Below are 18,818 nucleotides of genomic sequence, written 5' to 3' on the forward strand. Positions count from 1 at the left end.
GTACCTCCGGGCGGGTCGTCGCTGACTGACGGATCAACCCAAACTAGCGGTGTGCGGCGGCTGCCTGCGAGCCCCGACCGTCACGTGTCCGACTGGGGCCAGATGGGGCCGGTGTCGGCCCCCCGCCGGCGGCGCCTGAGGTCGTCGCTCTCGTAGACGGTCTCGGGGCGGGTCGTCGGACGCTGGATGGGCACCGCCCGCGAGTAGGAGTCGAGGCGGTCCTGGATCGGGTTGTGGGTGCGGTGGACGTCGGGGTAGCTCGTGCTGCCGGGGGTGATCGGGCTCGACGGTGGCGTGGGGCTGCCCGGGCCGGTCGTGTCGTCGGGGAACTCGTCGTCGAGCTCCTGGAAGTCCTCGTCGCCGGGGGGCGGGACGATGTGGAAGATCTCGGCGCAGATGTCGCGGTAGGTCTGGTCGGGGTCGGGCACCCACTTGACCTCGCGCAGGGCCTGGTCCTGGCCGGCGCTCTCGAGGACGAACTTGCCGTAGCCGAGGAACTGGCCTGGGATGGAGCGCACGTAGCTCATGTCGGTGACCTTGAGCAGCGGCATCATCGCGACCTTGTGCGTGATGAGCCCGAAGCGCAGCAGCAGCCGCTTGTCGGTCGCGACGAACCAGTTGTGGTGCCAGTCGAGGATGCACCACAGCAGCCGCGCGAAGAGGACGAAGAAGAGCCACCAGAAGATCGTGCCGAGGGCCTGGGTCGACTTCGTGACGTTGGAGTCGACCCACACCGCGGCGACGAAGCCGAGCAGGGTGGTGACGGCAGGCTCGGCGAGCTTGGCCCAGTGCGCACGAACGGCGGTGACCAGGTTCTCGCCCGGGAGCAGGATCGGCGCGAGCCCCGCCGGGATCTCGGTGCTGCGTCGCGCTGACATGGCCTCAGTCTGCTCGCATCACCGGTTCAGCAGTGAGCTGAAGAACCGCAGGATGGCGTTGAAGCCGTCGACCAGCACGCCCCAGATGTTGCTGACGATGTCGGCAGCCTTGTCAGGGGAGGTGAAGACGGCATACACGAAGAACGCCAGGATGATGATCAGGATGACCTTCTTGGCCTTGGGGCCCATGGTGTGTCGCTCCTTGGAGGGAAGGTGGCGCAGGCTGCCCTGACAGCCCCACGGCACAGGGGTGGGACCAGTGTGCCGCACGTGGCAGGTGGGGTGCCGGATGGGCTGTGACCCCGCGTGTCCGCGGCTATCCTCCTCGGGTGTCGCGAACGCCAGCGTATGCCGCCCAGCTGCGAGACGCGCTGACGCGCGCCGTCCGCGGGGTGAGCGAGCGCGACCTGGCCCGTGCGACCGAGGCTCTGGTCTCGCGCTACCGATCGGTGGCCCCGGCCACCGCCCCGATCCTCGCCTCGGACGTGCACGTCGCCGCGTATGCCGCCTACCGGATGCCGGCCACGCACGCGGCGCTCTCACGCGTGCTGCGTGACCTGGCGGCACGTGGCCTCGAGCCTCGGTCGCTGCTCGACCTCGGCGGAGGCACCGGCGCGGCGGCCTGGGCTGCCGCCGGCGCCTTCGACAGTCTCGAGGCGGTGACGGTGCTCGACCAGGTCGAGGCCGCGCTCGCCCTCGGTCGCGATCTCGTGCGGGAGGCGCCGTCGGAGGTGCTGGCCCGTGCGACCTTCGCACGCGCCGTCGCCGGTGACTGGCCGCAGCTCGAGGCCGACCTCGTCACCGTCTCCTACGTGCTCAGCGAGCTCGAGGAGCGCGCGCAGGAGACTCTCGTGGCGGACGCCATGCAGCGAGGGCGGGTTGTCGTCGTCGCCGAGCCGGGCACTCCCGACGGCTACGCGCGCGTGCTCCGCGTGCGGGCCGCGATGATCGCCGAGGGGTGGACGGTCCTCGGACCGTGCCCGCACGAGGACGGGTGCCCGCTCGTGGGCACCGACTGGTGCCACTTCGCCGCCCGCGTCAACCGGTCGGCAGAGCATCGGCGGCTCAAGGGCGCCGACCTGTCCTACGAGGACGAGAAGTTCTCGTGGGTCGCTGCGGCGCGCCCCGGCGTACTGGAAACCGAAGCGGGAGAGGCGAACTCCGGCCGCATCCTGCGACACCCGTTGAAGCGCAAGGGTTTCGTCGAGTTCCAGGTCTACAGACCCGACGGCACGGCCGGGCGTGAGGTCGTGTCGAAGAAAGCGGGAGAGCGCTACCGCGCCGCTCGCGCCGCCGAGTGGGGCGACACGCTTCCCTGACCGCTGACCCGGCCCGGCGGCATACGCAATGAGCCGTCAGACGACGCCGTAGAGACGGTCACCCGCGTCGCCGAGCCCGGGCACGATGTAGCCCTTCTCGTTCAGCCGCTCGTCGACCGTGCCGAGCACGACCTTGACCGGGACGTTGAGCTTCTCGGTCTCGGTGCGGAGGTGCTCGACGCCCTCGGGGGCCGCGAGCAGGCAGACGGCGGTGATGTCGTCGGCGCCGCGGTCGACGAGGAACTTGATCGCGTCGGCCATCGAGCCGCCCGTGGCGAGCATCGGGTCGAGCACGAAGACCTGCCGGCCGGTGAGGTCGTCGGGCAGGCGGTTCGCGTAGGTCACCGGCTCGAGGGTCTCCTCGTTGCGCTGCATCCCGAGGAATCCCACCTCGGCGCTGGGCAGCAGGTTGACCATGCCCTCGAGCATGCCGAGACCGGCGCGCAGGATCGGCACGATGAGCGGCTTCGGGTTGCTCAGCTTGATGCCCGTCGTCGGCGCGACCGGCGTCTCGATCTCGAAGGGCTCGACCCGGACGTCACGCGTCGCCTCGTAGGCCAGGAGCGTCATGAGCTCCTCGGCGAGCCGGCGGAAGGTGGGGCTGTCGGTCCGCTTGTCGCGCAGATACGTGAGCTTGTGGGCGATGAGCGGGTGGTCTGCGACGTGGACGTCCATGGGTGGAAACTTAGCGCGTGGCCAAGCGATCCGAGACCCCCGGCAAGAGCCCCGTCCCCTCGCCCGAGACGTATGCCGCCTGGATGGGCCAGGCGCTCGAGCTCGCCGCGGCTGCGGCCGGGTCCGAGGACGTGCCCGTCGGAGCCCTCGTGGTCGACGCCGCCGGCAAGGTGGTCGGCCGCGGACGGAACGTGCGCGAGGAGCGCGGCGACCCGACGGGGCACGCGGAGATGGTGGCGCTGCGCGAGGCGGCCCGGTCCGTGGACGGCTGGCGGCTCGACGGCTGCACGCTCGTCGTGACGCTGGAGCCGTGCGTCATGTGCGCCGGCGGGGCCATGGCGGCCCGGTTGGACCGGGTCGTCTTCGGGGCCTGGGACCCCAAGGCAGGGGCGTGCGGCTCGGTCTGGGACCTGACCCGCGACCCGCTCGCCACGCACGTCGTCGACGTCGTCGGAGGCGTGAGGGCCGAGGAGTCGGCCGCCCTCCTGGTCGATTTCTTCGAGGGGCGCAGGCTCGGGTAAGGTCTCTCCCGGTGGCGTGTCCGAGCGGCCTAAGGAGCACGCCTCGAAAGCGTGTGTGGGGGTGACTCCACCGTGGGTTCAAATCCCACCGCCACCGCCAGTCAAATGCAGAAGCGCCGGTCCGAGCCTCAGGGCTCGGACCGGCGTTTCTCGTCCTAGTCTCATGCTGGAAATGCCGGTCAACCCTTCAGGGTCCGCGCACTGGCTCTGCAGTCTGTCCGTCTGTGCCACAGGAAATTTCGCCCCAAAGGGGACCCTGACCAGACAATCCTGAGACGTGCCTCGGAGCCGTCGACATACTGGGGCTGGATGGCCGCAGGCGCGCAGGAGCGCGTGGCGGAGGCGTGGGGGAAGTTGGCACGAAATGAGTCTGCTCGCGAGCTTGGAACCCCGACCGGTGGCGCTCGACGCGTCGGTCCGAGTGCTGGTGGTCGACGACCATGAAGCCGTCGCCTGGGCCATCGGGGTGGCCATCGGCCTGGAGGAGGGCGTGACATACGTCGGGTCGTCCTCGAGCGCTGCGCACGCTCGAAGGGCAGTCGCCGACCTCCAGCCGGATGTCGTGGTCATGGACGTCAACCTGGGCGACGAGGACGGCATCGAGCTGGCGGCCGAGCTGATCCGCGACAACCCGCAGCTGCACGTCATCGTCCTGACGGGAGACGGTGACGAGGCGAAGCTGCGGCGGGCTGCCGATGCGGGGGTGGGGGCGTTCCTGTTCAAGGACGGTTCGTTCGGTGACGTCCTCGGCGCGATCCGTGCACCGAGCCGGGACGGGCTGGTCGTCCACCCCAAGGTCTTGCGCGAGATGCTCCGGTGCTCGGCACCGGCTCCCGTGCATCCGCCGCTCACGGTCCGAGAGAAGGAAGTGCTCACGCTCCTGTCCCAAGGCCAGAACGTCGCCTCGATCTCCGGGCGCCTCGGGATCACCCGTCTCACCTGTCGTGGGTACGTCAAAAACCTGCTCGCCAAGCTCCAGGTCCACTCCCAGTTGGAGGCGGTGGCGACCGCAAGGAGGTTCGGCCTGATCGGTCCCTGACCGTGCGCACCCGAGTGCCTGATCCGGCTGCCGGCAGCACAGGGGCGGTGCGCCGCCGGGTCGTCAGGCGCGTCGTCTGGTCGACGCTGCTGCTGCTCGTCCTGAGTGCCGCGGGCGTGAGCCTGGCTGTCAATGCCGCCGCGGGCGACATCGCCATCCGGGATGCCAGTCTGCACGGCAGCTCCTTCGCCCGCTACGTCGTGGCTCCCCTCGTCAACTCCGCTGTGCGCCGGGGAGATACAAGGGCGTTGGCTCACCTCGACGCCGTCCTGAAGAGTCCGTTGAGGGACGGCGCGATGGTCCGCATCAAGATCTGGGACCAGGACGGTCATGTGCTCTGGTCCGACGCGGGTGCGCTGGGTCAGGAGACGTTCGAACTCGAGCCGGAGGAGGCCGCACTCTTCGGCACGGACGGGGTCGTCGCGAGCGTCTCGGACCTCACCAAGGAGGAGAACGCCACCGAACGCGGCTTCGGCAACCTCGTCGAGGTCTATGCCGCCGCACGGGACGCCGAGGGTGGGGCGATCGTCGCGGAGTCCTACTGGAACAGTGACCGCATCCGCCAGGACGGGATCGTCATCTCAGAGCACATCCTCCCTCTCGGCCTGTCCGCCCTCGCCCTCGCGCTGCTGGCCGTGATCCCGCTGGCGCTGTCGCTCGCCAGGCGGGTGGACCAGGCCCAGGCGGAACGAGCGTCACTTCTTCGTCACGCCCTGGCCGCCTCGGACATGGAACGACGCAAGATCTCGCGTGAGCTGCATGACGGGCTCATTCAGGACCTGACCAGCCTCGGCTACGCGCTGCCTGCGGTGGCTTCCGGCCTGTCCTCGGGCGGGCCCAACGAGGCAGACGGGATCCTTCGCACTCTCTCCGAGCGGCTGCAGGGCGACATCGCATCCCTGCGCGGCGTCCTGGCCGACATCTACCCGGTCAGCCTGACCCGTGAGGGTCTCGCGGTGGCGACGGAGCAACTGGCCGAGCCGCTTCGCTCCCAGGGCGTCGAGGTGCTCGTGGACGTCGACCCGGCTCTCGACTCGGTGTCCGAGGAAGCCGTCCAGCTGGCGTACCAGGTGATCCGGGAAGGGCTGCGCAACGTCGCGAAGCACGCTCGGGCGACGTCCGTCAGGGTCGTCGCAGGTCCGGTCGGGGAGGGCGTCGTCGTGGTCGTCGAGGATGACGGCAAGGGCGGCCCGTTCCCGCCGCCGGGACGTGGACACCTGGGCCTTCGGCTCCTGGAGGACTGCGCGGCCGATGTCGGGGGATACGTGAAGCTCGGACCCGCCAGCACTGGCGGCGCACGCCTGGCGGCGCACTTCCCGCAGACGTTCGCGTGGTCCTCGGACCGATGACGTACGCCGTCTCGCGCCGAGCGTGCGCCTGACCCCTCAGATTGGGGTGCGTCACACCCCGCCGTCGTAGATGAGCCGCACCCCAGCCGGGTGCTGTTGCGACTCAACGCTGCTCATCACCATGAACCCATGGGGAACGCGTACGGCTGGTGGTGGGGAGCCTCGGTGTGCCCGGCCCTGCCCGCCGGACCGAGAGCCGCAAGTCCCACGGCATCGGAGCCCACAGGCGCAGGCTGCCCAACCCCCCGGGGGCAGCCCGGACTCTCGAGTCACGACGCACGGGATCACGGTGCGTCCCCCACGTGGGCGCCTCGCGGCGGCCGGCCAGGTCGGCGGCAGTGCTGCCGACCTGGCCGTGCTGCGTCTCTGGAACGGCACGCATGAGACCGGAGAGCCGCGAGCCGGCGCACGTGGCCGCAGTGGGCGACGAGGCGCCCCTCGCCGTGCAGATCTCGCTGCTCGGAGGCTTCCGGGTCCAGGTGGCCGGCAGCGTGCTGGGTCCGCGCCAGGTGGGCGGTTCGAAGCCTCGGCGTCTCCTCATCGCCCTGGCGCTGGCGCGCGGAGCGCCGGTGTCCAAGGACCGCCTGGTTTCGATGCTGTGGGACGCGGGGGCGCAGGGGCAGTCGACAGCGAACATCGAGACGTACGTCTCGCTCCTCCGCAAGCATCTGCCCACGGCAGGTCCGGCGCGTGAGGGGCCGATCGCGACAGGCTTCGGAAGCTACTCGCTCGACCTGGGCCGCGTGGACGTCGACGTCGTCGCTCTCGCCGAGGACATGTCCTGGGCCCTGGACGCCTCCATCACCCCCGAGACAGCGCTGCCCGTTCTGCGACGAACGCTCGCGAAGGCCCAGCTGCCACTGCTGCCAGAGGAGTTCGAGGCTCGGTGGCTCGAGGACGCCCGTCGAGAGCACGAGCGTCAGACGGGCGAGTGGCTCGTCGCGGCCGCCGAGAAGGTCCTCGCCATCGCGCCCAGAGAGGGTGCGCAGTGGGCGCGCCGGGCGATCGAGGCCGACCCCTTGGACGAGGGCGCCTGGTACGCGTACCTGCGATGCAAGGAAGTCGCCGGCCAGTACGCGGAGGGTCTTCGGGCGTACGACATCTGCCGCCGGCAGTTCAGCGAGGAGCTGGGCTGCGCCCCAGGTCCTCGCCTGCAGGGGATCTACGCCCGGCTGCTAGGGGACTCGTTCGACGCGGACCAGGACCTCGAGCAGCTCATCGCGGCGGTCATCCGTCTGCACGGCTACGCCGTCGGTGAGCAAGTCGGCGATCCGATCGCCTCCCGGGACGGCAGACCGCGACTGTCCGTCGACCAGGCGCGACGAGCGCTCGTCGCCCTGCTGCGCCGCGCACCCATGGCGCCCGCGACCGGTCTCGCCGCGCCGACAGCCGGAGACGCGGTCCGTTCGCATCACCGGCAGCCACAGCGTCCGCCCACGACCGTGTGGCGGATCCGAACCACTCACGAGGCAGGTGTGCAATGAAGTGTTCCATCTGGCAGACCCTCGGCCGGGCTCCCGGCCGAGCGGTCCATGCTGCTCGGGTCTCCGGGCATCGTCATCTGCGCCCCTCGCTCACCATGCGCTTTAGCCGCGTGGCAGCAGGTGTCGCGTTCGTCATCCCGGTGGCCATGGTCGTGCCCTCGGTCGCCACGCAAGCAGCGGTGGCACCCGTGGGCAACGGGTTCGTGGTGACTGCTGGTGACCTGAGCTTCATCCTCAAGCAGATCAAGATCGCCGAGCGTCACTCGGCGACGTGGACCGCCTCCAACCCGTGCGGCACCCTCGTGGGCCCGGCCTCCGACCAGATCCCCGACCGGCTCACGTCCTACGGCCTGCGCACCACCGACGGGTCGTGCAACAACCTCTTCTCCGGCCGCGAGACGTTCGCCGCCGCCGACCAACCGTTCCCGCACCTTGCATCGCCGATCTTCCGCGACGCCGAGCCGATCACGTCATCCTTCCCCGTGGGGGCGCCAGGACCGACGAGCTACAAGCAGTTCTCGCCCGGCAACGTCGTCGTGGATTCGCAGCCGAGGACGGCGAGCAACCTGATCGTCGACCAGACGTCCACCAACCCGGCCGCCGTCGCAGCCGCTGGGTTCCCGGTGCGCACGCAGGGCAACCCCGGCACGTTCCCTTGCACGACGGACCCGGACCCGACGGCACTCCCGCCGGTCGACGGCATACCGGCAGGGTGCGTGCCGTCGCACCAGACGCTGTTCATCCCGAACGTGACCACCGACGTGGGCCTGTCGCCGCCGTTCAACTCCATGTTCACCTTCTTCGGTCAGTTCTTCGACCACGGCGTCGACCAGACGGTCAAGGACCAGGGCACCGTGTTCGTGCCGCTCAAGACCGACGACCCCTTGCGCACCCTCGGCCCCGACGGCAAGGCCGGCACCGGCGACGAGGTCCCGGCCTCGCAGGCCTTCATGGTGCTCTCCCGTGCCCAGGTGAGGCCCGGACCCGACGGGATCCTCGACGACAACCCGGCCACCCCGGTCGACGAGAGCGCCGACAACATCCCAGCCGACAACACCGACTCCCCGTGGGTCGACCAGAGCCAGACCTACACCTCGCACTCGTCGCACCAGGTCTTCCTGCGCGAGTACTCCCTCGTCGCCGGCAAGCCCGTCTCGACGGGCAAGTTCCTTGACGGCATCCCCACCGACGACCCGTTGCCCTGTGCCGCCGGTACGACCTGCTACAACGACGGAAACGCCACCACGGGCAGCATCTCCACGTGGGCCTCGGTGAAGAAGCAGGCCGCGCAGAAGCTCGGACTGCTCCTCGTCGACCGTGACGTGACGAACGTCCCCATGCTCGCCACCGACCCCTACGGCAACTTCCTCCCCGGCTCGGCGCGCGGGCTGCCCCAGTACGTGACGACCACAGGGCTCATCGAGGGGAACCTCGCCGCCCCCGTCGCAGTGCCCGGCAACGCGGTGCACTTCAACACGCCGTTCCTCACGGACATCGCGCACAACGCCGACCCGTCGCCGCAGGACGCGGACCACGACCCGCTGACGCCGCCCGTGGCCCCGACGCCGGACGCCGACAGCGTGGCGTCGGCCGACTTCGCGGCCCAGCCCGCCGGCACCTACGACGACGAGATGCTCAACGACCACTTCGTGTGTGGCGACGGTCGCTGCAACGAGAACATCGCGTTGACGACGATCCACCAGATCTTCCACTCCGAGCACAACCGTCTGGTCGACGACGTCACCAGCACGCTCAACGACCCGGCCAACGCCGCTCTGCTGGCGGACTTCCAGGCGCCCCACACGGTCAACGGCGTGGATGTCAGCTATGGATTCGGCGGCCGTCTCTTCCAGGCCGCCCGCTTCGTCACCGAGATGGAGTACCAGCACCTGGTCTTCGAGGAGTTCGCGCGCAAGATGGTGCCGGCGATCCGGCCCTTCCACGTCTACTCCCCGGACATGAACCCCGCCACCGAGGCGGAGTTCGCCCACGCCGTCTACCGCTTCGGACACTCGATGCTCGACGACGACGTCGCCCGCATCGACACGAACCCCGACGGCTCGACCCTGGACAACAGCATCCCGCTGCTGACCGCGTTCCTGAACCCCCCGGCATACTTCGACAACTCGGTCGATTCGGCACACGCGGTCTACACCCCCGCCCAGGCGGCGGGCGCGATCGCCATGGGTTCGTCCGACCAGGTCGGCAACGAGATCGACGAGTTCGTCACTGAGACCCTGCGCAACAACCTGCTGGGCCTGCCGCTCGACCTGCCGACCCTCAACATGACGCGCGCGCGTGATGCGGGGGTGCCGCGGCTCAACGAGTTCCGCCGAGCGGTGTTCGCGGACACCAACGACGGCCAGCTCGCGCCGTACACGAGCTGGCAGGACTACGGCCAGCACCTGAAGCACCCCGAGTCGCTGGTCAACTTCGTCGCCGCCTACGGCCTGCACCCCAGCATCACCGGTGCCACGACGCTCCAGGGCAAGCGTGACGCGGCCCGCGCCATCGTCGACCCGCGCCCGGTGCTCGCCGGCCCGGACGGCATCCTGGGCACCGGCGACGACATCCCCGCCGACGTCCAGCCGGCAGACGCCGCTGACTTCATGTTCAGCAGCGGCACGTGGGCCAGCGACGCCAACGGCCGGACGACCACCGGTCTGGACGACGTCGACCTGTGGGTGGGCGGCCTCGCCGAGGTCACCAACCTCTTCGGCGGCCTGCTCGGCACCAGCTTCAACTACGTCTTCCAGACGCAGCTGGAGAAGCTCCAGGACGGCGACCGGCTCTACTACCTGGCGCGCACGCCCGGCATGAACCTGCGCACGCAGCTCGAGGGCAACTCCTTCTCGGAGATGATCCAGCGCAACACCGACGGCACGAACACCTTGAAGGCCGACGCGTTCGCCACCGCCGACTGCAAGTTCCAGCTGTCCGCCATCACGGCATACAGCGGTCTCGCGACGATCACGCCGGCACCGCTGGGACCGATCACCAGTGCCGGTGCCGTCAACGACGACCCGAACACGCCGGACTGTGACGAGAACCAGCTGCTCGTGCGCTCGCCGGACGGCACGGTGTCGTACCGGCAGCGCAACAACATCGACCCGCCCGGCATCAACGGCCAGTCCGTCTACAACGGGACCGCCGCGGTTGACAAGGTCAAGGGCGGCAACGACAACGACACCTTCTGGGGTGGCGACGGTGCCGACGTCATCGACGGCCAGGGCGGCGACGACATCGCGCTGGGCGGCAACGGCGACGACATCCTGACCGACCTCGACGGTGCCGACGTGCCCAAGGGTGGCCCGGGCAACGACGCCATCGACGCCGGCCCCGGGGACGACATCCCCATGGGCAACGAGGGCCAGGACTTCATCAACGGCGGAGCCAACGACAACGAGTCGTTCGCCGGTCCCGGCAACGACTTCGTCATCGCCGGTCAGGGCGCCGACGCCGTCTTCGGAGACGGGGGGGACGACTGGATCGAGGGCGGCTCCGGGCAGGACCTGCTCCAGGGCGACCACGGTGCCCCGTTCTTCGACGACCCCGCCGAGACGGCTCCCGGCAACGACATCTTCGTCGGTCAGGTCGGCGAGAACGACTACGACGCCGAGGGAGGCGACGACGTGATGGCCCAGAACGCTGCCGTCGACCGCAACGCCGGCGCTGGTGGGTTCGACTGGGCGATCGGCCAGTACAACACCGTCGCCCAGACGGACGACATGATGCTCAACAACAACCTGGGCGGCCTGCCGATCCAGCTCGTGGTCAACCGTGACCGCTGGCAGGAGACCGAGGCCGACTCCGGGACGTCGTTCGACGACTCGATCAAGGGCACCGACGGCGTGCTGGCTGTCCCGAGGTTGATCGACGCCACGACCGGAGGCTTCTCCGGCTGCGACGCCATCGACCAGGCAGGCATGGCCCGAATCGGTGGGCTGTCCGACATCCTGCCGCCCGTCGCCCAGTGGCAGGGCACCGCAACCGCGGTCGCCGCACTGTCCGCCTCTGGCAGCTGCCCGCTCACCGGCCCGGTCTGGGGCGAGGGTGACATCCTCCTCGGGGGCGGCGGCAGCGACACCATCGAGGGCCGCGCCGGCGACGAGATCATCGACGGTGACCGCTACCTCTCGGTGCGGATCAGCTATCGCAGCAACCCGGCCGATGCCTCGACCGAGACGGGCACGACCGACCTGATGGAGAACAAGGCGATTCCAGCCACCGCGGTCGACCCGTGGGGTCCGGGCTCGACAGGCATGACGCTCCAGCAGGCAGTGTTCGCGGGGATCGCCCACCCGGGCAACCTCGTGGCCGTGCGAGAGCTCAAGACGGCTTCGGCAGACCCGACCGCCGTGGACACGGCCGTCTTCTCCGCGGCTTCGACCGCGTACACCATCACCGCCAACGCCAACGGCAGCATCACCGTCGACAGCAACGGTGGCGCGGACGGCATCGACACCCTGTGGAACGTCGAGCGGCTGCGGTTCACCGACACGACCATCACGGTGGCCGTGCCGGCAGCACCGACGATCACCAGCCTGGTTCCGGGCAACGGTTCCGTGACCGTCAACTTCACGGGGCCGGCCTCCGCCAGCAGCTTCACGGTGAAGGCGTTCCTCGGGACCGACGTCTCCGTGGCACCGGTGCGGACGGTCACCGTTCCGGGCACCGCGAGCTCGGCCCTGGTCACCGGGCTCACTAACGGCACGCTGTACACCTTCACAGTGGCGGGCGTGAACCAGTTCGGAACCGGCCCTGCCGTCTCCGGCACGGCCACCCCGGTGGCGCCCACCGCTCCTGCCGCTCCGACCATCGGTACGGCAACGCGGGGCAACGCGAGCGCGACCGTCACGTGGACCCCGGTGGGCACGGTGTCGGCTCCGCTGTCCTCGATCACGTCGTTCCGGGTCGAGGTGCGGCTCGCGGCAACCGGTGGACTCGTCCGAACGGTCACCGTTACCCCGGGGACAGCGACGTCCACCGTCGTCACGGCCCTGACCAACGGGACGAGCTACCAGTTCCGGGTCGCCGCCGTGAACGCCGTCGGGACGGGCCCGTTCTCGGCCCTGTCCAACGTGGTGACCCCTGCCACCGTGCCGGGTGCCCCGGTCATCGGGACCGCCCTGCCCGGCACGCCGGGCGGCGCGATCACCGCGACCGCGAGATGGAGTGCGCCCGCGAACAACGGCGGCTCGGCCATCACCGGCTACGTCGTCACCGCTCTCCGGCTCAACGCGGCCGGCGCCGTGCTCGGCACGACGGTGTCGGCCACCCAGCCGGCCGGGGCGACCCAGCTGGTCATGACCCTGCCCGTGGTCGGGAACTACCGGTTCACGGTGCAGGCGATCAACGCAGTAGGAGGCGGCGCCCAGTCGGCCCGCTCGAACCTCGTGGCCGGCAGGTAGCCCTTGCGGCTCACTGGAAAGGGAGCGGAGGGTGGCGGCCGAGCGGTCGCCACCCTCCCGCATTCCTCGTTCACGGGACGATGCGGCACCTCGGCGGTGTCGTGGGGAAGTCAAGCGGGTACGGCACAGTCCTCACCGGAACGCGCCACCCGCGGTGGCGCCAGGAGCCACAGGGACGACCATGACGGCATACAGCACGATCGTGCGTGCGACGCACGTCCTCACGAACGCGGCCTGGTTCGGCGGCTCCCTGGCAGGAGCGGTCGCGCTGAACCCGGCCGCACGCCAGGGCGACGACGCACGCGAACGGGCCGAGATCGCCGACGAGGGGTGGCGACGGTGGGGGCCCGTGCAGGGGGCCGCGATCGCGCTGCACCTGCTGAGCGGCGTGGCGATCCTGGCCGACAACCGGCGACGAGTCCTCGAGCACAAACCCACGACGGCGGCGGTCATCCTCAAGACGGCGCTGACCGGGACCGCGATCCTCGTCAGCGCGGAGGCCTACCGCTCGGGTGCCGAGCTCGGCCAGGCGACGGAGCGCGCGCAGACGGATGCAACCGCCGCGGCCAAGGCGCGCGCCCTGGCGAAGCGGATGAGCTGGTTGCAGTGGGCCACTCCCGCGGCCACCAGCGGCCTGCTCGTGCTCGACGCCCTGCTGGGCGAGCAGCAGCGTGGAGCAGCAGGGTTGCTGGACGCGCCGTCGACCGTGCGGCGACGGTCATGAAGCACGAGTTCGAGTTCTCCTTCGAGGGCCGCTACCGGTTGCCGGCGCTCGCCTTCGGCGTCACGCCTGCGACGGCGCGAGTCGTCGTCGACGAGGACGAGCTCCTCGTGCGTTTCGGGCCATGGCTGCTCCGCACGCAGCGGGCCAACATCGCCGGCACGCAGGTCAGTGGTGGCTACGCCTTCCACCGCACGGCGGGGCCCGCGCACCTGTCGCTGACCGACCGCGGGGTCACGTTCGCGACGAACTCGAGGCGAGGGCTGTGCATCTCGTTCCACGATGCCGTTCCCGCCATCGAGCCCACAGGGGTCCTCCGCCACCCGGGAGCGACGGTGACAGTCACCGACCCGGACGCCCTCGCTGCCGTCCTCGCCGGGTAGCTGCAGAATCCGGGCGGTCCACTGGCACAGGCGAACCCGCTGACTGCGAGCACGCTGCTGGTCGGGGGCCGATGGCTGCGATCAGTAGGCGACGCTCATGTGCGCACGGTGCCGGGTCGGGCGGTCGATCTCGTCGACGATCGCCGCAGCGAAGTCCGCTCCGGAGATGTTCGAGCCGCCGTCCTCGTCGACGAGCGCGACGTCGTCGCCGACCCTGTAGCGGTTGGTCCGCTCACCGGCTGCCCAGGCGCCGTACCCGGCGGCGGGGCTGACGAAGACCCAGTCGAGACCTTCGGGGGCTTCCTCGGCGAGCAGGACGCGGGTCGCCTCCCCTTCGAGTGCCTCGTCGCGGAACTGCTCCGGGATCTCTCCGTCCACGAAGCGCGGCGCCCCCGGCTCGGGGCGCAGAGAGCTGTACCCGCCGACCTGGATGTACCGCGCACCCGCCGCGGCAGACTGCTGGGCCAGTTCGCGGTAGACGTCCACCAGACGCCCGGACATGTCACCGCGCGGCGACAGCGCCGCCACGACCGCGTCGGCTCCGGGGATCACCTGACCCGCGACCTGCTCGACGGGACCGGTCTCGTAGTGGACGCCCTCGACCGGGTCCTTCGGCTCCGACCGGCTCACCGACACGACCCGGTGACCGCGTGCCGATGCCTCGCGGACGACGTTGCCGCCCGTGTAGCCCGTGCCCCCGAAAACGACGACCGTTGCCATCAGGACCTCCATGCTCGACAAAGATGGTTGAGTCATCAACTTACCCCGCGCCCGGCCGGGCGACCAGGTCGTAGGCCGCGAATCGTTCACCGGCCCGCCATCCGGAGTTGGCGCGACGTGAAGCGATCCAGCATGGACTGGGCCTCGACCATCGAACGTCTGAAAGGCGCGCCCCATGACCTCCTCCCTCAACCGCCGCGGCTTCCTGGGCGGTGCCGCCGCCACTGGCCTCGGCATCGCGATCACCGGCAGCATCGACGTCCTCGCCGGTGGCGGCAGCGCCCTCGCGGCGCCGCGCTCGTCGGTCGGCTACGGCCCGCTCGTGCCCGACCCCAAGGGCCTGCTCTCCCTGCCGGCCGGCTTCTCCTACAAGATCGTCACCCAGAGCGGCGTGACGCCCACCGCCGACGGCATCCCGGCCGCGAGCGACCCGGACGGCACCGGCGTCTTCGCACGCGGCACTGGTTCCACGCTCGTCAACAACCACGAGATCGGCGGCAGCGAGCCCTTCCCGGTCCCGGTCCTCGCCGGCCTCACCTACGACGAAGGCGCCCGCGGCGGCACGTCCAACATCGACGTCGACGCCGACGGCAACCGCGTACGCGAGTACACGAGCGTTGCCGGCACCCACAACAACTGCGCCGGCGGCGAGACCCCGTGGGGCACGTGGCTGACGTGCGAGGAGACCGAGCAGCGCGCCGGGGGACGCTACCTCAAGGACCACGGCTACGTCTTCGAGGTCGACCCGAGCAGCCAGGAGGCGAACGTCGGCAAGAGCCCGGTCCCGCTGAAGTTCCTGGGCCGCTTCTCGCACGAGGCCGTCGCCGTCGACCCCGAGACCAATGCGGTCTACGAGACCGAGGACGCAAACGGCCCCCACGGCCTCTACTTCCGCTGGACGCCGCCCGCAGGGTTCGTCGGTGGCAAGAACGCGCTTCGGGAGCTCGCCCTCTCCGAGGGCGGCGACACCGCCGGTCAGCTGGAGGCCATGAGCTGCTACCGCGGTGACCGGCACATCCCCGACCTGTCGCTCGCGACGCAGGCCGGCACGCGCTACAGCGTCGTGTGGAAGCCCGTCCCCGACCGCGACGCGCGCACGACCTCGGTGCGCAAGCAGTTCGCCGACGACGAGATCACCCGCAGCCGCAAGCTCGAGGGTGCCTGGTGGGGCGACGGTGGCGCGTACTTCGTCGCCAGCTTCGCCCGCAACAGCGACGGCAGCACGAACGAGCACGACGGCCAGGTCTGGTTCTACGACCCGAAGACCGAGACCGTCACGCTGAAGACGATCTTCGCGGTGAACCCCGACCCCGACGTCGACACCGACAACTACGACGGCCCCGACAACATGACCCTCTCGCCCTACGGCGGCATCATCCTCGCCGAGGACGGTGAGGGCATCCAGCACCTCGTCGGGGTGACCGACGAGGGCAAGTCGTACCCGCTGGCGCGCAACGAGCTCAACGGCAGCGAGTTCACCGGGCCGGCCTTCAGCGCCGACGGGCGGGTGCTCTTCGCGAACATCCAGTCCCCCGGCTACGTCTTCGCCATCACCGGTCCGTGGGCGCGCCCGAGCAACGCGAGGGCCTGAGTCCCCGGAGGGTCTGACCCGGCGCACCCGAGCGCGGGGGAAGGGCTGTCGGTCCGTCACGGACCGGCAGCCCTGCTCGCGTCCGCCGTCTGCCGTCCGCCGTCCGCAGCCCGCCCGACGCGGCACCGGCGTCCGGTCCCCGATCACCCGCCCCACTGGCAGGATGGCCGCCATGACCACGGACGTCCCCCTGAGCGTGCGCACCCCGTCACCCCTGGGCGAGTTCCTGCGCGCTCGCCGCAAGGAGCTGGCGCCTGAGGACGTCGGTATCAAGCGCGCCAAGGGACGCCGTCGGGTGGGGCTCAGCCGCACCGAGGTGGCCGAGCTCGCGAACATCTCCGTCGCGTACTACGACCTCATCGAGCGCGGCCGCGACCTGCGCCCGAGCAAGAGCGTCATCGACGGTCTCGCCCGCGCGCTCAAGCTCACCACCGACGGACGCTCCCACCTGCACGCCCTCGCCTCCGGCACCCCCTCGCGCCGGCCCCAGGCGCCTGAGGAGCTCACCGAGGAGCTCGAGGAGCTGCTCGACTCGATACACCCCAACCCGGCATACGTCGTCGGCGCCCGCTGGGACGTGCTCGGCGCCAACCACACGGCCTGCCAGCTCTTCACCGACTGGGAGAGCAAGCGGAGCAAGCGTGAGCGCAACCTGCTGTGGTTCTACTGCTGCGACCCGGCGGCGCGCAGCCTCTTCGTCGACTGGGAGCAGGAGGCCGCCGACCAGCTGGCGCTCTTCCGCGAGGCGTACGCCCGTCACCCCGACGACCCCTCGTTCAAGCGTGTGCTCGACGAGGTCTTCAAGGCCAACCCGGCCACCGTCGAGTGGTGGGAGCGCCACGACACCGACCCGACTCGCGGCCGCACCAAGCGGATTCGCCTCGACACCGGTCAGGTCATCCAGCTGCGACAGCTCGTGCTCTCGGTCGCCGACGAGCCCGACATCCGCGTCATCAGCTACTTCGCCGACGTCGACGGCGACCTCGACGACATCGAGCTCGACCTGTAGCCCGCACCGCAGCGTGCGCGACTGCGGTCACCAGCGGCCCGTGCACCGACGTGCACGTGCCGCGACCGCGCACAGCGGCGGCCCCGTGGGGCTCCTGCTCAGCGGCGGCGGGTGCCGAAGATGCTGCGGGTGATCTCGCGGCCGATGACGGTGCCGGCCGAGCGGAGCATCGACTTGAACGCCGAGCTGCCGGTGACCTGCTGGATGAGGCTGGGCTCCTCCTTGGGGGCGCGCTGCCTGGGTGCTGGAGCCGGGCCCGGGGCGGGTGTGGGCGCCGGCGCGGCCTGCTGCTGCGCGGGCTCCGCCTGGAGACGCTTGGCTAGCAGCTCGTACGCGGACTCGCGGTCGACGACGGCGGCGTACTTGGTCTTGAGCTGCGAAGCGTTGATGACGGCGTCCATGGTCGCCTGCGGCGAGGGGTCCATGAGCGAGTTGGGCGCCTTCATCCGCGTCCACGCGACCGGCGTCGGCACACCCTTGTCGGAGAGCACCGTGACGACGGCCTCGCCGATGCCGAGGCTCGTCAGGAGCTTCTCCATGTCGTATGCCGTGTGCGGGTAGGTCGCGATGGCCTGCTTGAGCGCCTTGGCGTCGTCCGGCGTGAAGGCCCGCAGGGCGTGCTGCACGCGGTTGCCGAGCTGCGCGAGCACGCCGGACGGCACGTCCTTGGGCGACTGGGTGACGAAGAAGACGCCGATGCCCTTGGAGCGGATGAGGCGCACGGTCTGCTCGATCGCGTCGAGGAACGCCTTGCTCGCGTCGTTGAAGAGCAGGTGCGCCTCGTCGAAGAAGAAGACGAGCTTCGGCTTGTCGACGTCGCCTTCCTCGGGCAGGTCGTGGAAGAGGTCGGCGAGCAGCCACATGAGGAACGTCGAGAACAGCTGAGGACGGTCCTGCACCTGCGGCAGCTCGAGGCAGGAGATGATCCCCTTGCCGTCGGGGGCGGTGCGCAGCAGGTCGCTCGTCTCGAACTCGGGCTCACCGAAGAAGGCGCCCGCGCCCTGGTCCTCGAAGGTGATGAGGTTGCGCAGGATGACGCCGGCCGTCGCGCTCGAGAGGCCGCCGAGCTCCTTGAGGTCGGCCTTGCCCTCGTCGGAGGTGAGGTGGCTGATGACGGCGCGGAGGTCCTTGAGGTCGAGCAGCGCCAGGCCGTTCTTGTCGGCGTAGTGGAAGATCAGCCCGAGGCTGCTCTCCTGCGTGTCGTTGAGACCGAGCACCTTGCTGAGCAGGGTCGGGCCGAAGCCGGTGATGGTGGCGCGGATGGCGCTCCCGCTGCCCTTGCCGCCGAGCGTGTAGAACTCGGTCGGGTATGCCGTCGCGGCCCACGGCATGCCGACGTCCGTCGCGCGGGCCGTGATCTTGTCGCCTCCCTCACCGGGCGTGGCGAGGCCCGACAGGTCGCCCTTCATGTCCGCGAGGAAGACCGGGACACCCTGGTCGGCGAGCTGCTCGGCCATCAGCTGGAGCGTCTTCGTCTTGCCCGTGCCTGTGGCGCCGGCGACGAGCCCGTGCCGGTTGAGCACGCTGAGCGGGATCTGCACCGGCGCGTCGGCGTGGGCCTGCCCGTCGACGACCGCGGCCCCCAGCTTGAGCACCCCGCCCTCGAACGCGTACCCCGCGCGGATCTCGTCGAGCTGGCTGCTGTCGGCGGACTCCGAGGCCGGTGTCTGGGTCACCTGTCGAACTCTAGCCGTCACCCTGACATCTTCGATGTCTAT

Annotated in this window: 15 protein-coding genes and 1 tRNA gene; 11 read left to right on the forward strand and 5 right to left on the reverse strand. The window is 70.2% G+C overall.

Features of this window, described 5'->3' with window-relative positions; all coding sequences use genetic code 11:
• Positions 1-80: 80 nt before the first annotated feature.
• Together ACYVNR_RS14160 and ACYVNR_RS14165 are read right to left on the reverse strand one after the other, a co-directional pair.
• The gene (locus ACYVNR_RS14160; protein ID WP_461048735.1) at positions 81-878 is read right to left on the reverse strand and encodes a PH domain-containing protein; all 798 of its coding nucleotides are present in this window, start codon (positions 876-878) and stop codon (positions 81-83) included.
• 18 nt (positions 879-896) lie between these two features.
• Positions 897-1,067 carry a hypothetical protein gene (locus ACYVNR_RS14165; RefSeq protein WP_458799420.1) on the reverse strand — a complete coding sequence of 57 codons (171 nt, stop codon included), beginning with the start codon at positions 1,065-1,067 and terminating at the stop codon, positions 897-899.
• A 140-nt stretch (positions 1,068-1,207) separates the two neighbouring features.
• Here ACYVNR_RS14165 and ACYVNR_RS14170 point away from each other — a divergent pair, with 140 nt between their 5' ends.
• Positions 1,208-2,197, forward strand: a complete 990-nt coding sequence (locus ACYVNR_RS14170) for a small ribosomal subunit Rsm22 family protein (protein WP_461048737.1) — start codon at positions 1,208-1,210, stop codon at positions 2,195-2,197.
• A gap of 36 nt (positions 2,198-2,233) precedes the next feature.
• Here the strand turns inward: ACYVNR_RS14170 and upp are convergent, their stop codons facing one another.
• On the reverse strand, positions 2,234-2,872 hold the full coding sequence (gene upp / locus ACYVNR_RS14175) for a uracil phosphoribosyltransferase (protein WP_045190748.1): 639 nt from the start codon (positions 2,870-2,872) through the stop codon (positions 2,234-2,236).
• 17 nt (positions 2,873-2,889) lie between these two features.
• On the opposite strand from upp, the gene ACYVNR_RS14180 reads away from it, so the two are divergent.
• The 8 genes from ACYVNR_RS14180 to ACYVNR_RS14215 all read left to right on the forward strand — a co-directional run bounded on the left by ACYVNR_RS14180 (position 2,890) and on the right by ACYVNR_RS14215 (position 13,780).
• Positions 2,890-3,393 carry a nucleoside deaminase gene (locus ACYVNR_RS14180; RefSeq protein ID WP_461048739.1) on the forward strand — a complete coding sequence of 168 codons (504 nt, stop codon included), beginning with the start codon at positions 2,890-2,892 and terminating at the stop codon, positions 3,391-3,393.
• 10 nt (positions 3,394-3,403) lie between these two features.
• Positions 3,404-3,493: transfer RNA gene (locus tag ACYVNR_RS14185), tRNA-Ser, on the forward strand.
• Positions 3,494-3,775: 282 nt separating this feature from the next.
• Positions 3,776-4,432, forward strand: coding sequence for a response regulator (locus tag ACYVNR_RS14190; RefSeq protein WP_461048741.1), 657 nt, complete (start codon positions 3,776-3,778; stop codon positions 4,430-4,432).
• A gap of 14 nt (positions 4,433-4,446) precedes the next feature.
• Positions 4,447-5,781: a sensor histidine kinase gene (locus tag ACYVNR_RS14195; protein ID WP_461048743.1), complete on the forward strand. Its 1,335-nt coding sequence runs from the start codon at positions 4,447-4,449 to the stop codon at positions 5,779-5,781.
• Between the two features lie 380 nt (positions 5,782-6,161).
• Positions 6,162-7,265 (forward strand): AfsR/SARP family transcriptional regulator, encoded by a 1,104-nt coding sequence (locus ACYVNR_RS14200; RefSeq protein WP_082080888.1) that lies wholly within the window; start codon positions 6,162-6,164, stop codon positions 7,263-7,265.
• Positions 7,266-7,375: 110 nt separating this feature from the next.
• Positions 7,376-12,676, forward strand: coding sequence for a peroxidase family protein (locus ACYVNR_RS14205; protein WP_461048746.1), 5,301 nt, complete (start codon positions 7,376-7,378; stop codon positions 12,674-12,676).
• A 181-nt stretch (positions 12,677-12,857) separates the two neighbouring features.
• The gene (locus ACYVNR_RS14210; protein WP_045190744.1) at positions 12,858-13,400 is read left to right on the forward strand and encodes a hypothetical protein; all 543 of its coding nucleotides are present in this window, start codon (positions 12,858-12,860) and stop codon (positions 13,398-13,400) included.
• Positions 13,397-13,780, forward strand: a complete 384-nt coding sequence (locus ACYVNR_RS14215; protein WP_461048748.1) for a hypothetical protein — start codon at positions 13,397-13,399, stop codon at positions 13,778-13,780. The genes ACYVNR_RS14210 and ACYVNR_RS14215 overlap by 4 nt, the downstream gene beginning before the upstream one ends.
• Positions 13,781-13,861: 81 nt before the next feature.
• Here ACYVNR_RS14215 and ACYVNR_RS14220 read toward each other — a convergent pair whose 3' ends face one another.
• Entirely contained in the window at positions 13,862-14,500 is a 639-nt protein-coding gene (locus tag ACYVNR_RS14220) for an NAD(P)-dependent oxidoreductase (RefSeq protein ID WP_461048751.1), read from the reverse strand.
• Between the two features lie 175 nt (positions 14,501-14,675).
• On the opposite strand from ACYVNR_RS14220, the gene ACYVNR_RS14225 reads away from it, so the two are divergent.
• The gene (locus tag ACYVNR_RS14225) at positions 14,676-16,091 is read left to right on the forward strand and encodes an alkaline phosphatase PhoX (RefSeq protein ID WP_461048753.1); all 1,416 of its coding nucleotides are present in this window, start codon (positions 14,676-14,678) and stop codon (positions 16,089-16,091) included.
• 172 nt (positions 16,092-16,263) lie between these two features.
• Positions 16,264-17,100 carry a helix-turn-helix domain-containing protein gene (locus ACYVNR_RS14230; protein ID WP_461048754.1) on the forward strand — a complete coding sequence of 279 codons (837 nt, stop codon included), beginning with the start codon at positions 16,264-16,266 and terminating at the stop codon, positions 17,098-17,100.
• 98 nt (positions 17,101-17,198) lie between these two features.
• Here ACYVNR_RS14230 and ACYVNR_RS14235 read toward each other — a convergent pair whose 3' ends face one another.
• Positions 17,199-18,776 carry a helicase HerA-like domain-containing protein gene (locus ACYVNR_RS14235; RefSeq protein ID WP_461048756.1) on the reverse strand — a complete coding sequence of 526 codons (1,578 nt, stop codon included), beginning with the start codon at positions 18,774-18,776 and terminating at the stop codon, positions 17,199-17,201.
• Positions 18,777-18,818: the final 42 nt, after the last annotated feature.

The organism is Terrabacter koreensis, from assembly GCF_054783315.1.

Coding starts and splice junctions, on each gene's coding strand:
- ACYVNR_RS14160 (WP_461048735.1), bottom strand. CDS start 878: ATGTCAGCGCGACGCAGCACCGAGATCCCGGCGGGGCTCGCGCCGATC.
- ACYVNR_RS14210 (WP_045190744.1), top strand. CDS start 12,858: ATGACGGCATACAGCACGATCGTGCGTGCGACGCACGTCCTCACGAAC.
- ACYVNR_RS14220 (WP_461048751.1), bottom strand. CDS start 14,500: ATGGCAACGGTCGTCGTTTTCGGGGGCACGGGCTACACGGGCGGCAAC.
- ACYVNR_RS14215 (WP_461048748.1), top strand. CDS start 13,397: ATGAAGCACGAGTTCGAGTTCTCCTTCGAGGGCCGCTACCGGTTGCCG.
- ACYVNR_RS14230 (WP_461048754.1), top strand. CDS start 16,264: ATGACCACGGACGTCCCCCTGAGCGTGCGCACCCCGTCACCCCTGGGC.
- ACYVNR_RS14200 (WP_082080888.1), top strand. CDS start 6,162: ATGAGACCGGAGAGCCGCGAGCCGGCGCACGTGGCCGCAGTGGGCGAC.
- ACYVNR_RS14225 (WP_461048753.1), top strand. CDS start 14,676: ATGACCTCCTCCCTCAACCGCCGCGGCTTCCTGGGCGGTGCCGCCGCC.
- upp (WP_045190748.1), bottom strand. CDS start 2,872: ATGGACGTCCACGTCGCAGACCACCCGCTCATCGCCCACAAGCTCACG.
- ACYVNR_RS14165 (WP_458799420.1), bottom strand. CDS start 1,067: ATGGGCCCCAAGGCCAAGAAGGTCATCCTGATCATCATCCTGGCGTTC.